The 22,177-nt window shown below is 63.2% G+C and carries 20 protein-coding genes and 1 pseudogene; 12 read left to right on the forward strand and 9 right to left on the reverse strand.

Translation table 11 applies throughout. The features are described 5' to 3' along the window. The first annotated feature begins 65 nt into the window (after window positions 1-65). The 8 genes from ACOZJV_RS32890 (at window position 66) to ACOZJV_RS32925 (ending at window position 10,139) form a co-directional block, all read left to right on the forward strand. Window positions 66-2,000 carry a DUF294 nucleotidyltransferase-like domain-containing protein gene (locus ACOZJV_RS32890; RefSeq protein WP_207202151.1) on the forward strand — a complete coding sequence of 645 codons (1,935 nt, stop codon included), beginning with the start codon at window positions 66-68 and terminating at the stop codon, window positions 1,998-2,000. Further along, window positions 1,997-2,704 carry a PolC-type DNA polymerase III gene (locus tag ACOZJV_RS32895; RefSeq protein WP_421549428.1) on the forward strand — a complete coding sequence of 236 codons (708 nt, stop codon included), beginning with the start codon at window positions 1,997-1,999 and terminating at the stop codon, window positions 2,702-2,704. The genes ACOZJV_RS32890 and ACOZJV_RS32895 overlap by 4 nt, the downstream gene beginning before the upstream one ends. A 223-nt stretch (window positions 2,705-2,927) precedes the next feature. After that, window positions 2,928-3,446 (forward strand): RNA polymerase sigma factor, encoded by a 519-nt coding sequence (locus ACOZJV_RS32900; RefSeq protein ID WP_078472816.1) that lies wholly within the window; start codon window positions 2,928-2,930, stop codon window positions 3,444-3,446. Further along, entirely contained in the window at window positions 3,443-4,417 is a 975-nt protein-coding gene (locus ACOZJV_RS32905; RefSeq protein WP_421549429.1) for a FecR domain-containing protein, read from the forward strand. Before ACOZJV_RS32900 ends, ACOZJV_RS32905 begins: the two co-directional genes overlap by 4 nt. A 198-nt stretch (window positions 4,418-4,615) precedes the next feature. Continuing rightward, complete coding sequence (locus ACOZJV_RS32910) at window positions 4,616-7,075, forward strand: TonB-dependent siderophore receptor (RefSeq protein ID WP_078472814.1); 2,460 nt, start codon at window positions 4,616-4,618, stop codon at window positions 7,073-7,075. 69 nt (window positions 7,076-7,144) lie between these two features. Then, window positions 7,145-8,275 carry a PepSY-associated TM helix domain-containing protein gene (locus tag ACOZJV_RS32915; RefSeq protein WP_421549430.1) on the forward strand — a complete coding sequence of 377 codons (1,131 nt, stop codon included), beginning with the start codon at window positions 7,145-7,147 and terminating at the stop codon, window positions 8,273-8,275. After that, window positions 8,272-8,451, forward strand: coding sequence for a hypothetical protein (locus ACOZJV_RS32920; RefSeq protein ID WP_020295396.1), 180 nt, complete (start codon window positions 8,272-8,274; stop codon window positions 8,449-8,451). The genes ACOZJV_RS32915 and ACOZJV_RS32920 overlap by 4 nt, the downstream gene beginning before the upstream one ends. A 380-nt stretch (window positions 8,452-8,831) precedes the next feature. Then, entirely contained in the window at window positions 8,832-10,139 is a 1,308-nt protein-coding gene (locus ACOZJV_RS32925; protein ID WP_078472811.1) for an MFS transporter, read from the forward strand. Between the two features lie 46 nt (window positions 10,140-10,185). Here ACOZJV_RS32925 and ACOZJV_RS32930 read toward each other — a convergent pair. The 5 genes and pseudogenes from ACOZJV_RS32930 to ACOZJV_RS32950 all read right to left on the reverse strand — a co-directional run. After that, window positions 10,186-10,677 (reverse strand): annotated as a pseudogene (locus tag ACOZJV_RS32930) (hypothetical protein); the annotation flags it as partial. 240 nt (window positions 10,678-10,917) lie between these two features. Then, complete coding sequence (gene creD, locus ACOZJV_RS32935) at window positions 10,918-12,297, reverse strand: cell envelope integrity protein CreD (RefSeq protein WP_078472809.1); 1,380 nt, start codon at window positions 12,295-12,297, stop codon at window positions 10,918-10,920. A 198-nt stretch (window positions 12,298-12,495) separates the two neighbouring features. Continuing rightward, a complete protein-coding gene (gene creC / locus ACOZJV_RS32940) occupies window positions 12,496-13,917 on the reverse strand; it encodes a two-component system sensor histidine kinase CreC (RefSeq protein WP_078472808.1) in 1,422 nt (473 codons plus the stop codon). Next, the gene (gene creB / locus ACOZJV_RS32945) at window positions 13,917-14,597 is read right to left on the reverse strand and encodes a two-component system response regulator CreB (protein WP_078472807.1); all 681 of its coding nucleotides are present in this window, start codon (window positions 14,595-14,597) and stop codon (window positions 13,917-13,919) included. The genes creC and creB overlap by 1 nt, the downstream gene beginning before the upstream one ends. A gap of 75 nt (window positions 14,598-14,672) precedes the next feature. Next, window positions 14,673-15,173: an ATP-dependent zinc protease gene (locus ACOZJV_RS32950; protein WP_020295390.1), complete on the reverse strand. Its 501-nt coding sequence runs from the start codon at window positions 15,171-15,173 to the stop codon at window positions 14,673-14,675. Between the two features lie 200 nt (window positions 15,174-15,373). Here ACOZJV_RS32950 and ACOZJV_RS32955 point away from each other — a divergent pair, with 200 nt between their 5' ends. Then, window positions 15,374-16,261, forward strand: a complete 888-nt coding sequence (locus ACOZJV_RS32955; protein ID WP_421549431.1) for an acyltransferase — start codon at window positions 15,374-15,376, stop codon at window positions 16,259-16,261. Here the strand turns inward: ACOZJV_RS32955 and ACOZJV_RS32960 are convergent, their stop codons facing one another. After that, a complete protein-coding gene (locus tag ACOZJV_RS32960; RefSeq protein WP_201128330.1) occupies window positions 16,262-16,819 on the reverse strand; it encodes a DUF2780 domain-containing protein in 558 nt (185 codons plus the stop codon). Between the two features lie 191 nt (window positions 16,820-17,010). Here ACOZJV_RS32960 and ACOZJV_RS32965 point away from each other — a divergent pair, with 191 nt between their 5' ends. From ACOZJV_RS32965 to ACOZJV_RS32975, 3 genes are all read left to right on the forward strand, one after another. Then, entirely contained in the window at window positions 17,011-17,652 is a 642-nt protein-coding gene (locus tag ACOZJV_RS32965; RefSeq protein ID WP_201128331.1) for a sigma-70 family RNA polymerase sigma factor, read from the forward strand. Next, a complete protein-coding gene (locus ACOZJV_RS32970; RefSeq protein WP_421549432.1) occupies window positions 17,649-18,323 on the forward strand; it encodes an anti-sigma factor in 675 nt (224 codons plus the stop codon). Before ACOZJV_RS32965 ends, ACOZJV_RS32970 begins: the two co-directional genes overlap by 4 nt. A 149-nt stretch (window positions 18,324-18,472) precedes the next feature. Then, window positions 18,473-19,042, forward strand: a complete 570-nt coding sequence (locus tag ACOZJV_RS32975) for a hypothetical protein (RefSeq protein ID WP_421549433.1) — start codon at window positions 18,473-18,475, stop codon at window positions 19,040-19,042. Between the two features lie 184 nt (window positions 19,043-19,226). Here ACOZJV_RS32975 and fdhA read toward each other — a convergent pair whose 3' ends face one another. The 3 genes from fdhA to ACOZJV_RS32990 all read right to left on the reverse strand — a co-directional run bounded on the left by fdhA (window position 19,227) and on the right by ACOZJV_RS32990 (window position 22,121). Continuing rightward, complete coding sequence (fdhA, locus tag ACOZJV_RS32980; RefSeq protein WP_020295384.1) at window positions 19,227-20,426, reverse strand: formaldehyde dehydrogenase, glutathione-independent; 1,200 nt, start codon at window positions 20,424-20,426, stop codon at window positions 19,227-19,229. A 119-nt stretch (window positions 20,427-20,545) separates the two neighbouring features. Then, window positions 20,546-21,403, reverse strand: coding sequence for a formyltetrahydrofolate deformylase (gene purU, locus ACOZJV_RS32985; protein WP_020295383.1), 858 nt, complete (start codon window positions 21,401-21,403; stop codon window positions 20,546-20,548). An 85-nt stretch (window positions 21,404-21,488) separates the two neighbouring features. Next, window positions 21,489-22,121, reverse strand: coding sequence for a sarcosine oxidase subunit gamma (locus tag ACOZJV_RS32990; protein ID WP_201128333.1), 633 nt, complete (start codon window positions 22,119-22,121; stop codon window positions 21,489-21,491). Window positions 22,122-22,177 lie beyond the last annotated feature (56 nt).

Below are 22,177 nucleotides of genomic sequence, written 5' to 3' on the forward strand. Positions count from 1 at the left end.
GCACAGGGGCCGACCATGGCTGTTGATCCGACCACAACAAATCCAAAAAGACTGCGGTAATAGTTATGAGTAAAGCGGATGCCTTCACCCAGGCAGGGAAAACCGCGGTGTTGCAGAACATCCACGGCACCATGCAGTTCCTGCAACGGTTCCCGCCGTTCAACCAGATGGAAAACGCCCACCTGGCCTACCTGGTAGAACAATGCCAACTGCGCTTCTACGGGCCTGACGAGAGCATCATCAAGCCCGCCGACGGGCCGGTGGAACACTTCTACATCGTCAAACAGGGCCGAGTGGTCGGCGAACGTCCGCACACGGCCAAGGGCGGCACCGAGACCACCTTCGAGATCACCACCGGCGAATGCTTCCCGCTGGCCGCCCTGCTGGGCGAACGGGCCACGCGTACCGAACACCTGGCGGCCGAGGACACCTTCTGCCTGCAACTGAACAAGCCGGCCTTTATCAAGTTGTTTGCCCTGTCCTCGGTGTTTCGCGACTTCGCCTTGCGCGGGGTCAGCAGCCTGCTGGACCAGGTCAACCAGCAAGTCCAGCAAAAAGCCGTGGAAACCCTCGGCACTCAATACTCGCTCAACACCCGCCTGGGCGAGCTGGCCATGCGTCATCCCGTGACCTGCAGCACCGTCACCCCCCTGCGCGAAGCCGTGACCCTGATGCACGAGCAACAGGTCGGCAGCATCGTGGTGGTGGATGAGCACAAGGCGCCGATCGGTATTTTCACCCTGCGCGACCTGCGCCAGGTGGTAGCCGACGGCACCGATGATTTCACTCAGCCGATCGAACGGCACATGACCCACGGCCCGTTCTACCTGACGCCGGACCACAGCGCATTCGACGCGGCCATCGCCATGACCGAGCGCCATATCGCCCACGTCTGCCTGGTCAAGGACCAGCGCCTGTGCGGCGTGGTCTCAGAGCGTGACCTGTTTTCCTTGCAACGGGTCGATCTGGTGCACCTGGCGCGCACCATCCGCAATGCCCCCCGGGTCGAGAACCTGGTGGCGCTGCGCGGCGAGATCGGGCAACTGGTGGAACGCATGCTGGCCCACGGCGCGTCCTCGACCCAGATCACCCACATCATCACCCTGCTCAACGACCACACCGTGTGCCGGGTGATCGAACTGACCCTGGCCGACCGCGGCGATCCCGGCGTGCCCTTCAGTTGGCTGTGTTTCGGCAGCGAAGGCCGCCGTGAGCAGACCCTGCACACCGACCAGGACAACGGCATTCTGTTCGACGCCCGCGACGCGGCCCACGCTGCCGAGATCCGCGGCAAGCTGCTGCCCCTGGCGCAGCAGATCAATCAAAGCCTGGCGCAGTGCGGCTTTACCCTGTGCAAGGGCAATATCATGGCCGGCAACCCCGAGCTGTGCCTGTCCCGCGCCGAATGGGCCCGGCGTTTTTCCGCCTTTATCCGCGAAGCCACCCCGGAAAACCTGCTGGCCTCCAGCATCTACTTCGACCTGCGGGTGGTCTGGGGCGATGAACAAGGCTGCGAGCAACTGCGACGCGGCATCCTCGACCAGGTGGCCGACAACCGGCTGTTCCAGCGCATGCTGGCGGAGAACGCCTTGCGTCAGCGGCCGCCGGTGGGGCGCTTCCGCGAATTTGTGCTGGCGAAAAAGAACGGCGAAAAGGCCACCCTCGACCTCAAGGTCCAGGGCCTGACCCCCTTCGTCGACGGCGCCCGCCTGCTGGCGCTGGCCAACGGCATCAGCGCCAACAACACCCTGGAGCGCCTGCGCCAACTGGTGGCCAGGGAAGTGATCGAGCCCCTGGACGGCGCGGCCTATGAAGAGGCCTACCACTTTATCCAGCAGACCCGCATGCAACAGCACCAGCTGCAAACCCGCGAGAACCTGCCCTACTCCAACCGCGTCGACCCGGACCGCCTCAACCACCTGGACCGGCGCATCCTGCGTGAATCCCTGCGCCAGGCCCAGCGCCTGCAAAGCAGCCTGGCCCTGCGGTATCAGCTATGAGCCTGTTCGCCTGGCTGCGCCCCGCCAGTGCCAGCCTCACCCCCGAACAACAGCAGCGCCGCGACCGCCTGCCGGCCCCGGCGCCATTGGGCGAATGCAGCCTGCGGCAACAGCGCTGGGTGGTGCTGGACCTGGAAACCAGCGGCCTGAACCTCAATCGCGACCAGGTGCTGTCGATCGGTGCGGTGGTGATCGAGGACGGCGCTATCGACTTCAGCCAGCAGTTCGAGCGCACTTTGCTGCGGGTCGACCACAAGCTCAGCCCCAGCGTGCTGATCCATGGCCTGGGGCCGAGCGCGATTGCCGCCGGTTGTGACCCGGCCCAGGCGTTGCTGGACTTTATGGAGTTTATCGGCGACAGCCCGGTGCTGGCCTTCCACGCCCCCTTCGACCAGCACATGCTCGGTCGGGCGCTGAAAGACAGCCTGGGTTATCGCCTGCAACACAGCTTTATGGATATCGCCGATCTGGCACCGCTGCTGTGCCCTCAAGCCAATATCCGCGAAGCCGGGCTGGATGACTGGATCGACTGGTTCAAGCTGCAAGTGGGCGAACGCCACCATGCCGCCGCCGACGCCCTGGCCACCGCAGAACTGGCGCTGATCCTGTTCAGCCGTGCCCGCCAGCAGCAGATCCACAGCCCGCTGAACCTGCAACAGCGCCTCAACCAGTGGAAGCGCCGTCAGCAGGCGCCTTCTTTCTAACCGGCGGATCTTCGGTGCCGGTCAGGGCAGCGCAGCCTCGCAGGCTCGGCAGCGGCTCCACACCTGGCGGCACCAAGCAACGCCCGCACTCGGCTAAACCCGGCGTCCCTGATGGCCATAACCACAGGTTTCACCCGACAGGCGCCCATTGCGCGGCCGTTGCGCCCCTGCGACAATCGCGAATAATTCTCGTTAGTTTAAACTTCTCGATTGGTGATGCCCGTTGTCGTCAGCCCAAAGCCCCCACAATGAGCTCGTTGGCGCGTTATATCGCGACCATCGCGGCTGGCTGCTGGCTTGGCTGCGACGCAACGTGGCCTGTCCGCAACGGGCCGAAGACCTGAGCCAGGACACCTTCGTCCGCCTGCTGGGCCGCGACGAACTGAACACGCCGCGCGAGCCACGGGCCTTTCTCGTCGCCATCGCCAAGGGCCTGCTGTTCGACTATTTTCGCCGTGCTGCCCTGGAGCAGGCGTACCTCACCGAACTGATGCTGATCCCGGAAGCCGAGCACCCCTCGCCGGAAGAACAGCAGATGATCCTCGAAGACCTCAAGGCCATCGACCGCCTGCTCGGCAAGCTGTCGAGCAAGGCCCGCGCCGCGTTCCTCTATAACCGCCTGGATGGCCTGAGCCACGCCCAGATTGCCGAGCGCCTCGGGGTCTCGGTGCCGCGCGTGCGCCAGTACCTGGCCCAGGGCATCCGTCAGTGCTACATCGCGCTGTACGGTGAGCCGGTATGAACCCCATCAGCTCCAAGCCGGTTTCGTCCCAGGTGCTGGACGCGGCGATTGCCTGGCAGTTGTCGCTCGATTCCGGCAACGCCGTGGAGCGCGAGGAGTTCGCCAAATGGCACGCCGCCCATGAAGAACATGCCCGGGCCTGGCGCCAGCTGGGCATGCTCGACCAGCGCTTCAGCGTGGCCTCGGGCCCGGCCCGGGTGGCCCTGCTGCAATCACGCGAAGGGATCCGCCGCCGGGTGCGCAAGCTCGGCAGCGGCCTGGCCAGCGTTGCGCTGATGATCGGCCTGGCGCTGTTCGCCGGGGAACGCTACCTGCCGCTCAACTATTGGCTGGCCGACCAGCGCACGGCCACCGGCGAGCAGCGCACCCTGCACCTGAGCGACGGCACCGTGATCAACCTCAATACCCACAGTGCGCTGGATGTGCGCTTTGACGACAAGCAACGGCGCATCGTGTTGCAGGAAGGCGAGATCCTGATCGAAACCGGCCACGGCGACGCCCGCCCGTTCATTGTCGAAACCGATGACGGACACATGCGCGCCCTCGGCACGCGGTTCCTGGTCAAGCGCGAGGACCAGGGCACCCGCCTAAGCGTGCTGCAGTCCGCCGTCGCCGCTCGTCCGCAGGCGAGCCCCGACGAACAGATCCTCAAGGAAGGCCAGCAGGTACTGATGCGCCGTGACGGGCTCGGCCCGCTCCAGGCCTTGAACGCCGGCGCCGACGCCTGGACCCGCGGCATGCTGGTGGTGGACAACGCACGGCTCGAAGACCTGATCGGCGAACTCGGTCGCTACCGCCGCGGCCACCTGGGCGTGGCCCCGGAAGTCGCCGACCTGCGTATTACCGGCAGCTTCCCGCTGCACAACACCGACCTGGCGCTGACCGCGCTATTGCCGACCCTGCCGGTGCAGATCGAACGGCATACGGCGTGGTGGGTAACGGTGGCTGCCAAGGCCGACGCCAAGCCCTGAAACCCAGCGGTCGGCATTGCCGCCGTGGCCGGCAGGCCTGCGCTGCCCCTCTGCCACGCAGGCGCTCGCCTGGTGCAATGGGCGCGATCGAAGCTCGCCTTTATCTAAATCAAAATTATTTTCAATCAGCCCTATCACTTTTTGCATCTCGTCCGGCACATAGGCAATTGCGAACTATTTCCATTCAGGAGCCGCCGTATGTACCGCTCGCTAGACACCTTGTTGCGCCCCAGCCTGTTGGCCGTGGCCATTGCCCTCTGCACCCCGCTGGCCAGCACTGCGTTGTTGGCCGCCGAGCAGGCGTCCAGCGTGCGTACCTACAACCTGCCGGCCGCGCCCCTGGCCAGCACCCTGAACCAGATCGCCAGCCAGGCTGGCCTGGCCCTGAGCCTGAACCCGTCCCTGGCCGCCGGCAAAACCTCGGCCCCGGTCAAAGGCCCGTTCGACGCCCCCGGCGCCCTGCGCGAAGCCCTGCGCGGCACCGGCCTGCAACTGGAGCAAAGCGGCGCCGGCACCTACAGCCTGGCGCCGATCCCGGAGGGCGTGGTGGCGTTGCCGGAAACCAGTATTACCGGTCAGGAGTTCGCTGAAACGGCTTGGGGACCGGTGGATGGCTACGCCGCCAAGCGCACCGCCGCAGGCACCAAAACCGATACCGAGCTGCGAGAAGTTCCCCGTTCGATCTCTGTCGCCACCCGCGATCAGATGCAGGATCGGGCCGTACAGAACCTCGACGATGCCGTGCGCTACATGCCGGGCGTCACCGCCAGCAGCTATGGCAGCGACAGCCGCGCCGAATGGTTGAAGGTCCGCGGCTTCGAGCCCACCCAGTTCCTCGATGGCTTGCCGCTGCCCAAGGGCACCTACACCATGCCCAAGCTGGAAACCTGGGATCTGGAGCGTGTGGCGCTGCTGCGTGGTCCGGCATCCTCGGTGTATGGCCAAACCCCACCCGGTGGCCTGCTGGATATGGTCAGCCGGCGCCCGCAGGACACGGCCGGCCATGAAGTCCAGTTGCAAATCGGCAGCTACCAGCGCAAGCAGATCAGCTTTGACAGCACCGGTCCGATCGATGATGAAGGCCGCTTCCTGTACCGCGTCAGCGGCGTGGTACGCGACAGCAACACCGCCATCGAACATAACGAGGACAAGCGCTACAACATTGCCCCCAGCCTGACCTGGAACATCGACGACGACACCAAACTGACATTCCTGAGCCAGTTCAACCGCGACGATACCGGGATCACCAGCCAGTTCCTGCCCCTGCAAGGCACCAAGCTGTACAGTCCGGCAGGCGAGGTGAAGTACCACAAGAACCTGGGCGACCCGAGCTGGGAGTATTACGACAAGACCTACTACGCCCTGGGCTACGCCTTTGAACATCGCCTGAATGATGTCTGGCAGTTCCGGCAGAACCTGCGCTACACCAAAAGCGACCTGTCCTTCCAGGGCATTACTGCTGGTGGCTTCTATTGGCCGAACAAACCGGATCTGGCGGTCAGTGCCGACGGTACGGTTCGGCGCGGTGCCAACATCGTCAACGAAGACATCAGCCAGTTCGCCGTGGATAACAACTTCCAGGCCGACTTCAATACCGGTGTACTCAAACACACGCTGTTGCTAGGCCTGGATCACGAACGCGTCAACACCAACTACAAATGGCTGTACGGCGAAGCCCCTACCAGCAACATCATCAACCCGATCTACGGGCAGGACTTCAGCAAGGTCGCCTATTCCGCCTACAACGATTACAACCAGAAACGTCAAGGCACCGGCCTGTACCTCCAGGACCAGATGGCCCTCGACAACTGGCGCCTGACCCTGGGCGGACGCCAGGACTGGCTGCACACCGATACCAAGTTCTACAACATTGCCAGCGAACCCCGTGATCAGCGCGACGACCACGCGTTCACCGGCAATGCTGCGCTGAGTTACGTCTTCGACTCGGGCTTCACGCCCTATGTTTCCTATGCCGAGTCGTTCCAGGCCGAAGCCGGCGGTAACTCCAAGGGGCAGGCCTTCGAGCCTAGCACCGGCAAGCAATACGAACTGGGGGTCAAATACCAGCCGCCAGGCAGCGACATACTGCTGACCGCTGCGGTCTACGACCTGACGCGGCAGAACATCGTGCTCTCCGACAGCCTGGGCGTAAGCCGGCCATTGGGCGAAGCCAAGGTCCGCGGCTTCGAGTTGGAAGCGGTAGGCAACGTCAACGAGAACCTCAAGCTCACGGCGGCCTACACCTACGCCAACAGCAAAATGACCAAGGTCGGCGACCCTCAGGACAAAAACCGTCCGTTGCCCCTGACCCCGGAAAACCAGGCCTCGATCTGGGCCGACTACACCTGGCATAACGGCTTGCTGGACGGCTTCGGCGTGGGCTTTGGCGCGCGCTACATCGGCGAAACCAATAACATCCCCGCAGGTAACCTGCCCTATGTCGGCAGTAAGTCCGACGGCGACACCGATGCCTATACGGTCTACGACGCCGCCGTGCACTACGACCTGGGCCGCCTGCAGAACTCGCTGAAAGGCGCCAGCATCGCCCTCAATGCCAACAACGTATTCGACAAGGAATACATGTCGACCTGCGACGGTACTTACTGCTACTACGGCGATCGCCGCAACGTCATGGCCAGCGTCAACTACAAGTGGTAAACCGCTAGCTTTCCGGTATCACAACAAGGGTCACGGCCACGCCGTGGCCCTTTTGCATCTGGATGATTCATGAAAAGCCAAACCATCCGCCGCTGGTCCTTTATCCACACCTGGACCAGCCTGATCTGCACTGTATTTCTGCTGATGCTGGCCCTGACCGGCCTGCCGCTGATTTTCCACCACGAGATCGATCATCTGCTGGGTGACTCGCCGCAGCTGCGGGAAATGCCCGCCGAGACTCCGCACCTGGACCTGCAGCAGCTGGTGCGCGCCGCCGAAGCCCATCGGCCAGGCGAGGTGATGCAGTACTTCGGCTGGGATGAGGACGATCCCAACGGCGTGGTGACGATCATGGCCAAGACCGCCGGCACCGAGCCCAACTCCTCCCACACCTTCATGCTCGACGCCCGCACCGGCGAGGCCGTGGCAATGCCCTCGGCCAATGGCGGGCTGATGATGGTCATGCTGCGCCTGCACGTGGACCTGTTCGCCGGCCTGCTGGGCAAGCTGCTGCTGGCGTTCATGGGCCTGCTGTTCGTGCTGGCGATCATTTCCGGCACCGTGCTGTACCTGCCCTTCATGCGCCGGCTGAAGTTCGCCAGCGTACGCCACGACAAATCCACCCGCCTGCGCTGGCTCGACCTGCATAACCTGATCGGCGTGGTGACCCTGACCTGGGCCCTGGTGGTGGGCGTGACCGGAGTGATCAGCGCCTGCGCCGACCTGATTATCGCCGCCTGGCGCAATGACAGCCTGAGCGCGATGATCGCCCCTTACCGCGACGCGCCACCGCTGACGCAACTGGCCCCGGCCAGCCGTCTGCTGGATATTGCCGCGCAGGCCGCGCCGGGCATGCGCCCGGACTTTATCGCCTTCCCCGGCACGCGCTTTTCCAGCGAGCACCATTACGCGGTGTTCATGAAGGGCAGCAGCCACCTGACCTCGCACCTGCTGACCCCGGTGCTGATCGACGCCGCGACCCTGCAGGTCACTGCCGTGGCCGAACGGCCGTGGTACATGGACGCCATGGGCATGTCCCAGCCGCTGCACTTTGGCGACTATGGCGGCATGCCGATGAAGGTCCTGTGGGCGGTGCTGGATGGGCTGACCATTATCGTCCTGGGCAGCGGCGTGTACCTGTGGCTCGTGCGCCGGCGCAACAGCCGCGTCTTGAACAGCACGCAAAAGGTGGCGCCATGAAGCCCCGGCAGAGCAATTTCTGGAAGGTCTTCAGTGCCCCGCTGCTGATCGGCCTGCTCAGTGCCGTCGGACTCTTCGCCGCCCTGCTGGGCGATGGCGCCTGGGACAGCCTGAGCTGGCTCGGCCTTGGGCTGCCGGCCCTGATCGCTCTGCGCGGATTGCTCGTACGCCGCTAAATCCCCCTCCACGATCCCGCTCTACACCCAGGCGCCCTGCAGTGGCGCCCGGGCCAATTGCGGCCTTCGTTGTACGACGACGATCCCGCCACATCCCACTGCATCTCGTCAGCCCAGAATAAAAACCCCATTGACAGCCCGTTAAAGGGCTCTTATAACGGAATCCAGTTGTACGACGACACACAACGTAACAATTTGTCGACCCATAAAAATAATTCAAAGAGTGTCCAGCCAATCATGACCCGACTCCGTCTTTCGCCCGCACCGCCCGCCTGTTTCCTGCTGCACGCCGCCCATTCGCCACCGTGATGCCCCTGCGCGCGCCCTTTGGCGCCGCCAACCGGCAACACCCATAAATCCAAGAAAATGATGGTGAAGCGATGAAAATCAAAGGCATCCGCTGGTGGATGGTCGGCCTGGTCACGGCTGGCCTGATGGTCAATTACCTGGCCCGCAATACCCTGTCGGTGGCCGCACCGACCCTGATGAGCGAGATGAACATCTCCACCGAGCAGTACTCGCACATCGTCGTTGCCTGGCAGGTCTGCTACGCCCTGATGCAACCGGTGGCCGGCTACATCATCGATGCCATCGGGACCAAACTGGGCTTCGCGATATTTGCCGTGGCCTGGTCCGTGGCCTGCGCGGCGGCGGCGCTGGCCTCGGGCTGGCAAGGCCTGGCGGTGGTTCGTGGCCTGCTCGGCCTGACCGAAGCGGCCGGGCTGCCGGCAGCAGTCAAGGCCTCCACCGAATGGTTTCCTGCCAAGGAGCGCTCGGTGGCCATCGGCTGGTTCAATATCGGCTCGTCGATCGGCGCGCTGCTGGCCCCGCCTTTGGTGGTCTGGGCGATTCTCAACAGTGGCTGGGAACTGGCGTTCCTGATCGTCGGCGCCATGGGCATCATCTGGAGCTTCCTGTGGCTGGTGCTGTACAAACACCCGCGGGACCAGAAGCTGCTGAGCGAGCGTGAGCGCGACTACATCCTCAGTGGCCAGGAAGAGCACTTCAAGGATCCAAATCCGAAAAAAGGCAGCTGGAAAAAGATCATCGGCAACCGCAACTTCTACGCCATCGCCAGCGCGCGCATGTTGTCGGAACCGGCCTGGCAGACCTTCAACGCCTGGATCCCGCTGTACCTGATGACCGAGCGCCACATGAACATCAAGGAAATCGCGATGTTCGCCTGGCTGCCGTTCCTCGCCGCAGACCTGGGTTGCGTGCTGGGGGGATACCTGAGCCCGTTCTTCCACCGCTACTGCAAGGTCTCGCTGTTCACCTCGCGCAAGATGGTGCTGTTCTTTGGCGCCTCGTGCATGATCGGCCCGGCCTGCATCGGCCTCGTGGCAAGCCCCTACACCGCGATTGCCCTGCTGTGCGTCGGCGGCTTCGCCCATCAGACCCTGTCCGGGGCGCTGTATGCCATTACCTCGGATTCGTTCGGCAAGAATGAAGTGGCCACCGCCACCGGCATGGGCGGGATGTTCGGCTACCTGGGCGCTGCGGCATTCACCCTGGTGTTTGGCGTGATGGTGACCAAGATCGGCTACAGCCCGCTGTTCGTGGTGCTGGCGATTTTCGACATCATCGCCGCCCTGGTCGTGTGGAACGTCGCTCGCGAACTCAAGCCCACCCCGGCCTCACCCGCCAGCAGCAACACCCCGGGCGCCCAATTGAAACCCGCGCTCTGAGTGACCCCCTATAGCCGCTGCCGGGCCTCGCGAGGCTGGGCAGCGGCTATAGGGCCGGGTTGGTGGCGGTAGTGGAGGTGACGGGATGGTATTTGGGGAAGCGGCGCAGGACATAGGCGATGCGGGCCAGGTCGATCAGGATCACCGGCACAAACCACAGGTTCTCCGGCACTGCGCCAGAGGCCACCAGCAACGTGAAACCACTCAGCAACAACAACGGCAGGTGACACAGGGCCAACGCCCGATGCAGCCTGGCACTCACGCCCTTGCGTGCCCTGAGGCAAAACACGCCAAAGCCTGCCACCAGCCATAAGGCCGCTGGGAGCACCAGCATCCAGCCAATGTAGGCAAACATCACCACGAACTCCGGTTCTCCCTCACCCTTGCGCCGAAACTCGCTGTCGAGTGCGATAACCACCGCCAGCCCGTACAGCGCCAGCAAGGCCAACGTCAGCACCGTGTGCTTGAAATACAACCTGCGCATCCTGCATTCCCTGGTTTGAAAGAGTGTCCGGCCGGCACGATACAGATCAATCGCCCGGCCCTGTAGCGCTGTTTACCGATGGCGGCCGGCGCCTTCGCTCAAGCCTTCGGCCCCGGTGCCGATTGCCCCGGCGGTGCAGGCCACGCCGCTGCGACCGGAGCGTCCAGCAACACCCACTGGCGGCGGCTACCCGCCGGCCGTCGCAGAGGTGGTAATTGCTCCAAAGGGAACAACCCGGCAATGCGCTGTGCCAACGCCTCGCCCTCTGCCTGATCCTCACGCAACCCCAATGATCTACACATGAACCGTCTCCAGATCGAACTCCAGTGGCTTGGCTGCACGGGTCTGGGCAATGCCATACCAGTCCAGCTTGCGGGTCAGCACCATGAACACACCCAGCAGCCCGAACAGCAGCAGCGAGCCCATCAACAGTGCGTAGTCTTCAGCGCTCAGCAAGCCAAAGAGCAGGCCGTACAGGGCCGCCAGGCCGACCGCGAAAGCTGAACCGTGACGCCAGCTGTGCAAAACGTGGCTGACGTAAAAGCCGATCAGCAACACGCAGGCGCCGGCCGACAGCAGGTAAGCCAGGGTGAACCCGAGGTGCTCCGACAGCGACAGCAGCAACAGGTAGAAGAAGGCCAGCGCCACCCCCACCAGGGCGTACTGAATCGGGTGCACCGCCAGGCTCTTGAGCACTTCGAACAGGAAGAACCCGGCAAAGGTCAGGCCGATGAACAGCAACGCGTATTTGATCGCCCGGTCGCTCTTGAGGTACTGGTCCACCGGGTCGATAAAGCTCACGCCGAAGTTGCGGCTGTTGAAATCACCGCACTGCTCGCTCATGGCCACGCAGCGATCCATGGCCTGCTGCAGGTTGGTGGAGAAGAACGAGGTCTGCCAGGTGGCGGAAAAACCCTGCTCGGTGATTTCACGCTGGGCCGGCAGGTAGTTGCCGATAAAGCTCGGATGCGGCCAGTTGGCCATCAACTGCACCTTGCTGGTCTTGCCCACCGGCACCACCGACAACTGCCCGGTGCCTTGCAGGCGCAGTTCGAAACCGAAATCCAGCTGGGTGGGTTTCTTCACGTCCAGCGGCGGCAACATCACGTGCACGCCCTCGTCCAGCCAGCTGACATAGGTGCCTGGGGCAAAGTCCAGGGTCTGGCCGTTGAGCTCCAGTTTCAGGGCATTTTCAATACCGCGGATGTCGCTGATGCCCACCGCCAGGAAGGCCCGGTCGAACTGATAGTCGGCAAAGTCTTCGCTGATGCCGTACTGCGCGGGAATGGCAAATTGGCCGCTGAGGTGGGTGTTGGCGTGAAACAGCCGGGCCTCGTAGATCCCCCGGGCGCGCAGTTCGGTCTGCGCCTGGCCATTGAGCTCGAAGTGCTCGGGCAGGAAAAACAACCGGCCCTGTTTCTCGACAATGTATTCAGAGCGCTTTTTGGTTTTTTCGTCGACCCGCCAGGTACGGACCTTCTTGCGGTAGTCGACCACCATCACCGGGCCGGTCACCCGTTGGCTGCCACTGGAGCTGCGGGCGATCTCGTCGAGCACGCCGTCGCGCAATTGCTGACGGTCGTCGATCAGGCCGTTGATCATCAGCAAGGGGATCAGCAGTAGCAGGATCAACAGGGCAATCGCCCCCAGTTTTACGGTCAAGCTGCGGTTCATGGATTCTCTCCCGATTCGTATGAGAGAGAGTCTGGCCCGCCCATATGGGGGCTTTATGAGGGCAATGTGGAGACTGTGTGGAGATTTTCGTACCCCTTTACCGCTGCCGAGCCCGCGAGGCTGCGCTGGCCCTCAACGACCAACGCATTTATCCCGCCAGATCTTCAGCGCCCTTGCGGGCCGGCGGCTACAGGGTAGTTATCGAGGGAGGTGGAGGGTGACTTGCACGCCGCCGGGAACGTTGCCGATGGTCATGCGGCCACCGTGCAGTTGCACCACTTCTTCGACGAAGTTCAGCCCCAGGCCAGTGCTTTTGCGCCCACTGTCCGGGCGTGGAAGGGAGTAGAAACGCTCGCAGAGGCGGGCCAGGGCATACTCCGGAATCGCCTCGGCCTGGTTGAACAGGCTGAACTCGACCTGCGCACCCAGTTGCTTGGCAAAGAAACGCAGCACGCCCTGGGCCGGGGTGAAGTCCAGGGCGTTTTCCAGCAGATTGCCAATGGCCTGGCGCAACAGGAATGGCTCACCGATCAGGGTCAGATTCGGGTCGATGCGCTGTTCAATCTGCAATTGCTTGCGCTCGATCCGCGCGCTCTGGCTTTGCAGCAACTCATCGATCAGGGTCGCCAACGGCACCTCGACTCGCTCTTCCAGCCCCTGGCGCTGCTCGACCTGGGCCAGGTCCAGCAGGCGCTCGATCAACTGCTGCATGCGTGCGCTTTCACTGCCGATGTTGCCGACAAAGCGCTGCTGCTGCTCCACCGGCATCTCGCCCTGCAGCAACTCCGCGGCGCCACGAATCGCCGCCAGCGGGCTTTTCAATTCGTGGGTCAGGGTGTGCACATAACGTTCGACGTAGGCCTTGCCCTCAAGCTGGGTGCGCATGTGCTCCACCGCCGTGGCCAGTTGCTCCAGCTCACCACCACGGTAATGCGGCAATGCGGCACGCCGGCCTTCGCTGACCGCCTGGGCATAGGCGGTCAGGCGGCGCAACGCCGCGCTGAGCCACCAGGACAGCAACGCGCCGAACAGCAGGCCCAGGGCAATCAGGCCGATGCCGTACCACACCAGACGGCGTTCGGTGCGGTCGACATAAGGCTGCAACGAGCTGTTGGGTTTGGCCACGGTGACCACGCCGATGATCTTGCCCTTGTCACGGATCGGCGCGCCCACGTGCATGACCGAAGAGTTCGGATCATCGGCCACCGCCCGCGACGAACGCGCACCGTACTGGCCGCGCAAGGTCAGGTACACGTCGTTCCAGCGCGAGTAATCCTGGCCCACCGCGACTCCGCTGGAGTCCAGCACCACCTTGCCCTGGTCGTCGGTGACATAGATGCGGTGGTTGACCTGGTTCTTCGGCAGGCCCCAGATACTGGCCGCCGGCTGCCGCTCGCCGTAGGCCTCGAGCAGTTGCGGCCAGCGGTTTTCATTGAGGGTGCCGGCCTTGAAGTCATCGCGCAGGATTTCGGCCATCAGGTTGGCGGTGTCCACCAGGGTTTCTTCGGTGGATTGGCGCACCCCGGGACGGATTTCCTCCATCACGGTGCTGAGCACAAAGTAGCTGGTCAGGCCGATAAACAGCGCATACACCAGGAAGATCCGGATGCCGAGGGACATCAGCTATGACTCGGGCTGTAGCTGTAACCCAGGCCGCGGTGGGTCTGGATCGGCTCGGCGGTGGCGGCCACCAGGCGCAATTTGGCGCGCACGCTCTTGATATGGCTGTCGATGCTGCGCTCGTAACCGGCGTCCGCCGCCACCCCCAGGGCATCGAGCAACTGTTCGCGACTGAAGACCCGCTCCGGCTGCTCCAGCAGGCACTGCAACAGGCGAAACTCGTGACGGGTCAGGCTCAGGGGCTGGTTGCGGTAGCTGATCTGCACCCGCTCGGCGTCCACCACAAACAGCGCCGAAGCCGGTTCAGCAATGGCCCGCGGCCCCATGCGCTTGAGAATTGCCTTGACCCGCGCCGCCACCTCGCGTGGGCTGAACGGCTTGACCACGTAATCGTCGGCGCCGATTTCCAGGCCCACCACCCGGTCGATTTCACCGTCGCGGGCGCTGAGAAACATCACCGGCACCTCGCTGAAGCGCCGCAGTTGCTTGCAGGTTTCAAAGCCGCTGATATCGGGCAGGCCGATGTCGAGAATGATCAGGTCCGCCGGCGTCGCCCGCTGATGTTCCAGCGCCGCCTGCCCCAGGCTCAGCCAGGTGGTGCTGAAACCTTCGCCTTGCAGGGCGAAAATCAGCGTATCGGCTATCGCCGCTTCGTCTTCGACAATCAGGATATGGGGCATGGCGTCCGGGCACAGGAGTTGAATGCCCGAACGGTGCCGGATGCCTCAGGCCGCGTCAATCAGATGCAGCAGCCATCAGCAGTCAGGTTTGTCTGCGGTGTAGCGCCGGGCCGGGTTCACCGCCGCGCCAAATTCACGCAGGGCCTTGGCGCCGATCAGCAACGGGTAGTTGAAGCTGCTGCGGTCGGTCAGGTTGACCTCCACCGTGCGCTTGACGTTGCCCAGGCACATTTCCAGGTCGACCACCGGACGCTTGGCGGACTGCGGCTCGTCCTTCTCGTCATCTTCGTCGGAGCGACTCTTGATCTTGCTGATCCGCGCCACCTTGTGTTCGTAGACCTTGTTATCGGCGTCCTTGGTGGCCAGGCGAAAGCGCACCCAGTCCTCGCCGTCACGGGTGAAGGTCTCGATGTCCTTGGCCGACAGCGAGGCGGTCAGGGCCCCGGTGTCCATCTTGGCCTTGAGGGTTTCACCGATTTCCGGCAAGCGAATGTTTTCGTAGCGCCCGTAGAGGGTCGGCTCGGCGGCCATGACCGGCAGGGCCAGGAGGGACAAAAGAGCAAGGACGGCTTTCACGTGGTGGGGTTCCTTGAAGAGTGGGCAGCGGGATTTTAGACCCTTGCCGCTGAATTCGTTCGCCAGCGCCACCGTGTTAGCGGCGCAGCGAATGAAAAGCATACCCGGTCATGGGTGAAACATTCGTCAGCACACTGGGATTTGGCCTGTTCGCCGAAGCTGCTTATCATGGCGCGCCAAAATGATTTCAAGAGTGCCTTATGCGCCGCCTGCTCACCGGCTGTTTCGTCACCCTGCTGCTGTTGCTCAACACCCTGGTCCTGTTCGGCCCGCTGATGGTGTTTGCCCTGCTCAAGCTGGTCCTGCCGGGGCGCCTGCGCGATTACGCATCCTGGGCGGTGATGTGGATCGCCGAAACCTGGGCCGAGATCGACAAGCTGATCTTTGCCCTGTGCATCCCCACCCAGTGGGATATTCGCGGCGGCGAGGGGCTGCGGGTCGACACCTCCTACCTGGTGATCAGCAATCACCAGTCCTGGGTCGATATTCCGGCGCTGATCCAGACCCTCAACCGGCGTACGCCGTTCTTCAAGTTCTTCCTCAAGAAGGAACTGATCTGGGTGCCGTTACTGGGCCTGGCCTGGTGGGCGCTGGACTACCCCTTCATGAAGCGCTACAGCAAGGCCTTCCTGGCCAAACACCCGCAGTTGCAAGGCAAGGACCTGGACATCACCCGCGCCGCCTGCGAGCTGTTCAAGCGCCAGCCGGTGACCGTGGTCAACTACCTGGAAGGCACCCGTTTCACCCCGGCCAAGCGCGCGCAGCAACAGTCACCTTTCACCCATTTGCTCAAGCCCAAGGCCGGCGGCGTGGCCTTTGTGCTGGCGGCGATGGGTGAACAGCTGGATGCGATTCTGGATGTGACCGTGGTCTATCCACAGCCGACGATTCCGGGCTTCTGGGACCTGATCAGCGGCGCGGTGCCCAAGGTCATCATCGACATCCGCACCCGCGAGCTGGACCCGGCGTTGTGGCAGGGCGACTACGAAAACGATCCGGCCTTCCGCCAGCAGATCCAGAACTGGGTCAACCAGCTCTGGACCGAGAAGGATCAGCGCATCGCCCAATTGCGCGCCGAGGGCAACTGATCAGCTGCCTGTGCCCCAGATGCCGCTCAGGCTTTGCAGCAACGAACCACCGACGCCCTGCTGCCCCAGGTATTGCAGGATCAACGGCGCAAACTGGCCGATCATGCCGCTGTCCATGCCCAGGGCGCCGAAGGTGTTGTTCAGGTCGTTGGTGTTTTTCACATTGCCCAGCAGCCCGTCCAGGGCCGGGGATTTGGCCGAATCACCGAGCAAGCCACCCAAACCGCCAAGCCCGCCGAGGGCATTGTTGCCTGTCAGTTGATCAAGGCCGGGCACGCTTTTCGCCAACTGCGCGTAATCGGTGGAGCTGAGCCGGTTTTTTGCCAGGCCGAGCATGGCTCCCGCGCCGCCCACTGCCTGCTCCGGCGACACGTTCAATTGCGAACCCAGGGTATCGAGCAAGCCGGCCGCTTGCGGGGTGGTGGCCGCCTCGCCGGCCTTGTTGCCCTGGGCGCCGGCAATGGCTCCGGCCACATCACCCAGGTTGAACCCCGCAAACACCGGGCTCGCAGCCAGGGTCATCAGCGAAGCCAATAGCAAACCGCGTGAAATCTTCATCGAGCCAACCTCAGTGAACGCTGCGCCATCCTCAAGAGTGGGATGGAAAACAGTTTTTTGACTGAATTCCCGAAGTAATGTTCCGAACGCTGGTCGGCGCGAGACGGGAACAGCGCTCCTGAAAAAAAACCAACGGGGTGCATCCGCCAGCTGCTTGCCCACGTATATCCAAGGGCCTGGAGGACACCCTGATGAATGGAACAACCGCCCACCCTGGACTAACCTCAAGCCACCTTCGCGGCCCGTCGCCTTGGGCTCACCCCTGGACTGCCTGGAGAACGGTTATTTCCACTGTCGATACCGATCAGCTCAGACAGCTGCTGGCCCAGTGTTCACTGGGTGACCGGCACGCCTTCGAAACCTTGTACCGCAGCGTCGCGCCGCGACTGCACGGGGTAGCCCTGCGCTTCATGGGCCGCCGCGACCTGGCGGAAGAGGTGTTGCAGGAAAGCTTCGTGCGCATCTGGAACAACGCCTCGCGCTACCAGGCGCACCTGTCCGCGCCGCTGACCTGGATGATCAACATCACTCGCAATCAGGCCATCGACCAGTTGCGCAAACACCGCGAACGCCCCCTAGGCGCACTGGAAGAACAACAGTTGGAGGATCAAAGCCTGTCGGCCCACGAGCAACTGGACCGCGCCCGCGATGCCAGCGCCTTGAACCGCTGCCTGGCGACCCTGGAAAGCATGCAGCGCCAGTCCATCAGCGTGGCCTACTTCCAGGGCCTGTCGTGCTCGGAATTGGCCGAACACCTGGCCGCGCCCCTGGGCTCGGTCAAGTCGTGGATTCGTCGCGGCATGGAGCGCCTGCGCAGGTGCCTTGAATCATGAATTACCAGACCCCCGCCCTGCGCCGCGCCCTCGCCGCCGACTACAGCATCGGCCTGATGCAGGGCGCGGCCCGACGCCGCTTCGAGCAATGGCTGCTGGATGACGCGGCCTTGCGCGCCGAAGTGGCGCAATGGCAGGAACACCTCGCCAGCCTGACCCACACACTCCCGGAGCAGGAAGTGCCGGAGCGAGTGTGGCAGGCGATCCAGGCCCGCATCGAACCGCAACGCCTGCACGTGCCGCCCAAGCAATCCCTGTGGATGCGCCTGCGCCTGGTAGTCGCTGCCTGTGCGGTGCTGGCCTCGCTGTATATCGGTTTCATCTACCAGAGCGACAGCGTGCGCTACAGCGCCACCCTGCTCAGCGCCAGCCAGCAACCGGCGTTGCAGATCCAGGCCCATGGCCAATACCTGCAGGTCGACCCCCTGGCCCTGGCCACCGTCGGTCTGGACCGCAGCCTGGAGCTGTGGGCCATACCGGCCGACGGCAAACCCATCTCCCTGGGCGTGGTGCCGGTGGGTGGCAAGGGCCGGATCAACCTGAGCCAGGCCCAACGCGATCTGCTGGGCACCCCCATCGCCCTGGCCGTCAGCCTCGAACCCCACGGCGGCTCGCCCACCGGGCAACCGACCGGGCCGGTGTTGTATCAGGGACCATTGGTGGCGTTGTGAACCTCAGTGGTGGGCATGAAAAATCAGTCCCGAGATGGCATTCGAACCCAAGCTGATTGAAAATGCCGCGCAAACCCCTTGGCCTCAGACCGGCCAAGGGGTGCTGGTGTGAAGGACTCACCCTTTTTCGGCGTTATAAGCGAAGCACAATGAAACGTTTTCTGTATGTTTGCGGCCTGCTGGGCCTGGCAACACTGGTTGGCATCTGGAGAATGGGCACGCCGGTCGATGAGGCTGTATGCAGCGCCGCATCAACCACCTCCGGCCCCTTGGGCACGGTTATCAGCCAGTACGCCGACGACACGGGCGGGGCCGATTGGAGGGATAACGGCAGCCCCTTCACCGTTCTCGAACTACCCGCCGCCCACGCCCTCGCACGCGAACCCCGGCAGCACTACTGCGAAGCCCTGGGCCTTCTGCAAAACCCCCAGCGCACGCCCACCGAAAAGGTGCACACCGTGATGGTGATGCTTAGCCTACCTATCGATTATTACCTCGGCTTTATGGATCGCAGTCATGAGCTGTATCAGCGTGGGCTTATCGATGCCTCGGTGCTGGGCTTCGTCATGACCCCGAGGGGTACCGCACTCAACTACTGGTGGCTGCCGCAATGGCGATCGCGCTATCAACGCGATGCCCTCGGGTTATATAGCCAGGCGCAGATTGAAGACGTGCTATCCGGTTCGCATTGGTTTGACTACCCGGGGCGGGGGTTTTGAGCGGTTCAGATTGAAGCTGTTTTTCCACCCATCAGCCGCTCGACAGGCGCTGGGGCTGCAAAATGACATCCATACACCTGACACGCCACGGCACCCGATGGGTGCCAGCGCAGGCTACCGGTCGGCTGGGGGGCGGAGAAAAAAAAGGGCGACCCGTGGGTCGCCCTGTTTGTTGCGGCTGGAATTAAGCAGCGCTGAAGAGTTTGTGCGGGTCGATGACGAATTTCTTCGGTACGCCGGCATCGAATTCGCCGTAGCCGCGAGGGGCGTCGTCGAGGCTGATGACTTCGACCCCGACGATGTCGGCGATTTTGATCCGGTCCCACATGATGGCTTGCATCAATTGGCGGTTGTACTTCATCACCGGGGTCTGACCGGTGTGGAAGCTGTGGGATTTGGCCCAGCCCAGGCCGAAGCGAATGCTCAGGCTGCCCATTTTGGCTGCGGCGTCCACCGCACCCGGGTCTTCGGTCACGTACAGGCCGGGAATCCCGATCTTGCCCGCCACCCGCACCACGCCCATCAACGAGTTGAGCACGGTGGCCGGGGCCTCGTGCTTGACCCCGTCATGCCCATGACCACGGGCTTCGAAGCCCACGGCGTCCACCGCGCAATCGACTTCCGGCTCGCCGAGCAAGGCCGCGATCTGTTCGTGCAGCGGGGTGTCCTTGGACAGGTCGGCGATTTCAAAACCCTGGGCCTTGGCGTGGGCCAGGCGGATCGGGTTGACGTCACCAATGATCACCACCGCCGCCCCCAGCAAGCGGGCAGACGCCGCAGCCGCCAGGCCGACCGGGCCGGCACCGGCCACATACACCGTACTGCCAGGCCCTACGCCCGCCGTCACGGCACCGTGGTAACCGGTGGGCAGAATGTCGGAGAGGCAGGTCAGGTCGCGGATTTTCTCCATGGCCTTGTCGCGGTCCGGCAGCTTCAGCAGGTTGAAGTCGGCGTAAGGCACCAGCACATATTCAGCCTGGCCGCCGGTCCAGTCGCCCATGTCGACATAGCCATAGGCGCCGCCAGGGCGGGCCGGGTTGACGCTCAGGCAAACCCCAGTGTGCTGTTCCTTGCAGGAACGGCAGCGCCCGCATGCCACGTTGAATGGCACCGACACCAGGTCGCCGAGTTTCAGGTTCTCGACGTCGCTGCCCTTCTCGATCACTTCGCCGGTAATTTCATGCCCCAGAACCAGGCCGGTCTGGGCGGTGGTACGGCCGCGCACCATGTGTTGGTCGGAGCCGCAGATGTTGGTGGAAACCACGCGCAGGATGACGCCGTGCTCAATCTTCCTGCCACGGGGGTCCTGCATTTTGGGATAGTCGATTTTCTGTACTTCGACCTTGCCGTTGCCGAGATACACGACGCCACGATTACCAGACATGCAAGTCACCTCTGTAGTTGTTGTTGTGAAGAGATTTGAAGCAGCTTCAAGCGGCAAGCTACAAGCCGCAAGAAGTGTGCATACCGCTGTTACTTGTCGCTTGAAACTTGCCGCTGCCCTTAAAGCACTACCGTGCGGTTGGCGTTCAAGAACACCCGTCTTTCGATGTGATAGCCCACTGCGCGGGCCAGGGTCAGACCTTCGATGTCGCGCCCCTTGGCGATCAGGTCCTCGGGATAATGGCTGTGGTCCACCACTTCCACGCCCTGGGCGATGATCGGGCCTTCGTCCAGGTCGTTATTGATGTAATGCGCCGTGGCGCCCACCAGCTTCACGCCTTTGTTGTAGGCCTGGTGGTACGGCTTGGCGCCCTTGAAACCGGGCAGCAACGAGTGGTGGATATTGATCGCCTTGCCGTCGAGCTTGCGGCACAGCTCCGGCGACAGCACTTGCATGTAGCGCGCAAGGATCACCAGCTCGGCGCCCGACTCTTCTATCACCTGCCACACCTGGCGCTCCTGGGACGGTTTGTCGTTAGGGTCGAGGGGGAAATGGTAGTAGGGAATCTGGTGCCAGTCGGCCAAAGGTTTCAAATCGGGGTGATTGGACACCACCGCCACCACGTCCATCGACAGCTGGCCGATGCGCTGGCGGTAGAGCAGGTCGTTGAGGCAGTGATCGGCCTTGGAGACCATGATCACCACTTTGGGCCGGTAATTGGGCGCGGTCAGTTCGAAGACCATGCCGAAGGCCTCGCCCCTGGCGGCCAGGCCGGCGCGAAACCCCTGCTCGTCAAAGGACTCGGGCTGGCGAAATTCAACGCGAATAAAAAAACGGCCCGAAAGCCGGTCATCGAAGGAGTGGTGCTCGGTGACGTAGCAACCCTGCTCGAACAGAAAGCGGGTCACCGCGTCCACCGTGCCGAGCACACTGGGGCAATCGGCGGTCAAAATCCATGTGTCTGGGACGCGGCTCATCGTTGACGACTCCTGAGTAAAGAAAAAACTGGTCGTGGACCGGGCGCCCCCTGCGGCGGGGGCGCCTGCCACCACGGCGCAGCATTCAGGCCTGGACGCTCAAGCCGTACTCGGCGGCGGCATCCTGCAGCCACAACCACCAGTAATCGGAGAAGCTGCGGCGGATCAGCAGTTCCCAGGTGTCTTCAGCGGTATGGCGGATCACCAACTGCGACTTGGCGAACACCGTGCCGACCGCCTTGCCCACCGGGAAGCTGTCCGGGTGCACGTCGTAGCTGGTGGACTTCATCAGCACCTGGCGCACATTGGGCCCCGACAACTCGAGGATCTGCTGGCCGCCGCTGACGTTGACGATCTGGATATGCAACTCGCCCAGGGCTTCGCGCAGGCTCTTTTCCGCGGCGAACTCTTCACCGCCAGGCACGATCAGCAGCCACTCATCCGGGCCGAGCCATTGCAGGCTGGTTTCACCCTTGACGATCACCGCCAGGGCGCCGGGCAATTCGATGCCCAGGGCCTTGTGCACGCCGGCAGCAAAGGCCGGGTCATGGCCGTCGCCACGAATCGTCAGGTGGCCCAGGAGTTTCTTTTCGCGCACGGTCACGCCGGCATTCTTGCGGCCCTTGCCCACAAGGCTGGCGAGGTCGGCGTGATGCAGCGACGACTCGGCCTTGGCCCCGTTGGTCGGGCGTTGCTGGTAAACATTGGCAGCGGTCATATGGAGCACCTGTGTTGAATTCTGTTGGAGCCTTGCCCGGCGAACCGGGCAAGGCT

It is taken from the genome of Pseudomonas sp. QD4, assembly GCF_049199125.1.
Lineage (GTDB): Bacteria > Pseudomonadota > Gammaproteobacteria > Pseudomonadales > Pseudomonadaceae > Aquipseudomonas.

Bases quoted from the DNA above. Each gene is read 5' to 3' on its own strand.
- ACOZJV_RS32890 (WP_207202151.1), top strand. From the start codon at position 66: ATGAGTAAAGCGGATGCCTTCACCCAGGCAGGGAAAACCGCGGTGTTG.
- ACOZJV_RS32895 (WP_421549428.1), top strand. From the start codon at position 1,997: ATGAGCCTGTTCGCCTGGCTGCGCCCCGCCAGTGCCAGCCTCACCCCC.
- ACOZJV_RS32905 (WP_421549429.1), top strand. From the start codon at position 3,443: ATGAACCCCATCAGCTCCAAGCCGGTTTCGTCCCAGGTGCTGGACGCG.
- ACOZJV_RS32910 (WP_078472814.1), top strand. From the start codon at position 4,616: ATGTACCGCTCGCTAGACACCTTGTTGCGCCCCAGCCTGTTGGCCGTG.
- ACOZJV_RS32915 (WP_421549430.1), top strand. From the start codon at position 7,145: ATGAAAAGCCAAACCATCCGCCGCTGGTCCTTTATCCACACCTGGACC.
- ACOZJV_RS32920 (WP_020295396.1), top strand. From the start codon at position 8,272: ATGAAGCCCCGGCAGAGCAATTTCTGGAAGGTCTTCAGTGCCCCGCTG.
- ACOZJV_RS32925 (WP_078472811.1), top strand. From the start codon at position 8,832: ATGAAAATCAAAGGCATCCGCTGGTGGATGGTCGGCCTGGTCACGGCT.
- creD (WP_078472809.1), bottom strand. From the start codon at position 12,297: ATGAACCGCAGCTTGACCGTAAAACTGGGGGCGATTGCCCTGTTGATC.
- creC (WP_078472808.1), bottom strand. From the start codon at position 13,917: ATGTCCCTCGGCATCCGGATCTTCCTGGTGTATGCGCTGTTTATCGGC.
- creB (WP_078472807.1), bottom strand. From the start codon at position 14,597: ATGCCCCATATCCTGATTGTCGAAGACGAAGCGGCGATAGCCGATACG.
- ACOZJV_RS32955 (WP_421549431.1), top strand. From the start codon at position 15,374: ATGCGCCGCCTGCTCACCGGCTGTTTCGTCACCCTGCTGCTGTTGCTC.
- ACOZJV_RS32960 (WP_201128330.1), bottom strand. From the start codon at position 16,819: ATGAAGATTTCACGCGGTTTGCTATTGGCTTCGCTGATGACCCTGGCT.
- ACOZJV_RS32965 (WP_201128331.1), top strand. From the start codon at position 17,011: ATGAATGGAACAACCGCCCACCCTGGACTAACCTCAAGCCACCTTCGC.
- ACOZJV_RS32970 (WP_421549432.1), top strand. From the start codon at position 17,649: ATGAATTACCAGACCCCCGCCCTGCGCCGCGCCCTCGCCGCCGACTAC.
- ACOZJV_RS32975 (WP_421549433.1), top strand. From the start codon at position 18,473: ATGAAACGTTTTCTGTATGTTTGCGGCCTGCTGGGCCTGGCAACACTG.
- fdhA (WP_020295384.1), bottom strand. From the start codon at position 20,426: ATGTCTGGTAATCGTGGCGTCGTGTATCTCGGCAACGGCAAGGTCGAA.
- purU (WP_020295383.1), bottom strand. From the start codon at position 21,403: ATGAGCCGCGTCCCAGACACATGGATTTTGACCGCCGATTGCCCCAGT.
- ACOZJV_RS32990 (WP_201128333.1), bottom strand. From the start codon at position 22,121: ATGACCGCTGCCAATGTTTACCAGCAACGCCCGACCAACGGGGCCAAG.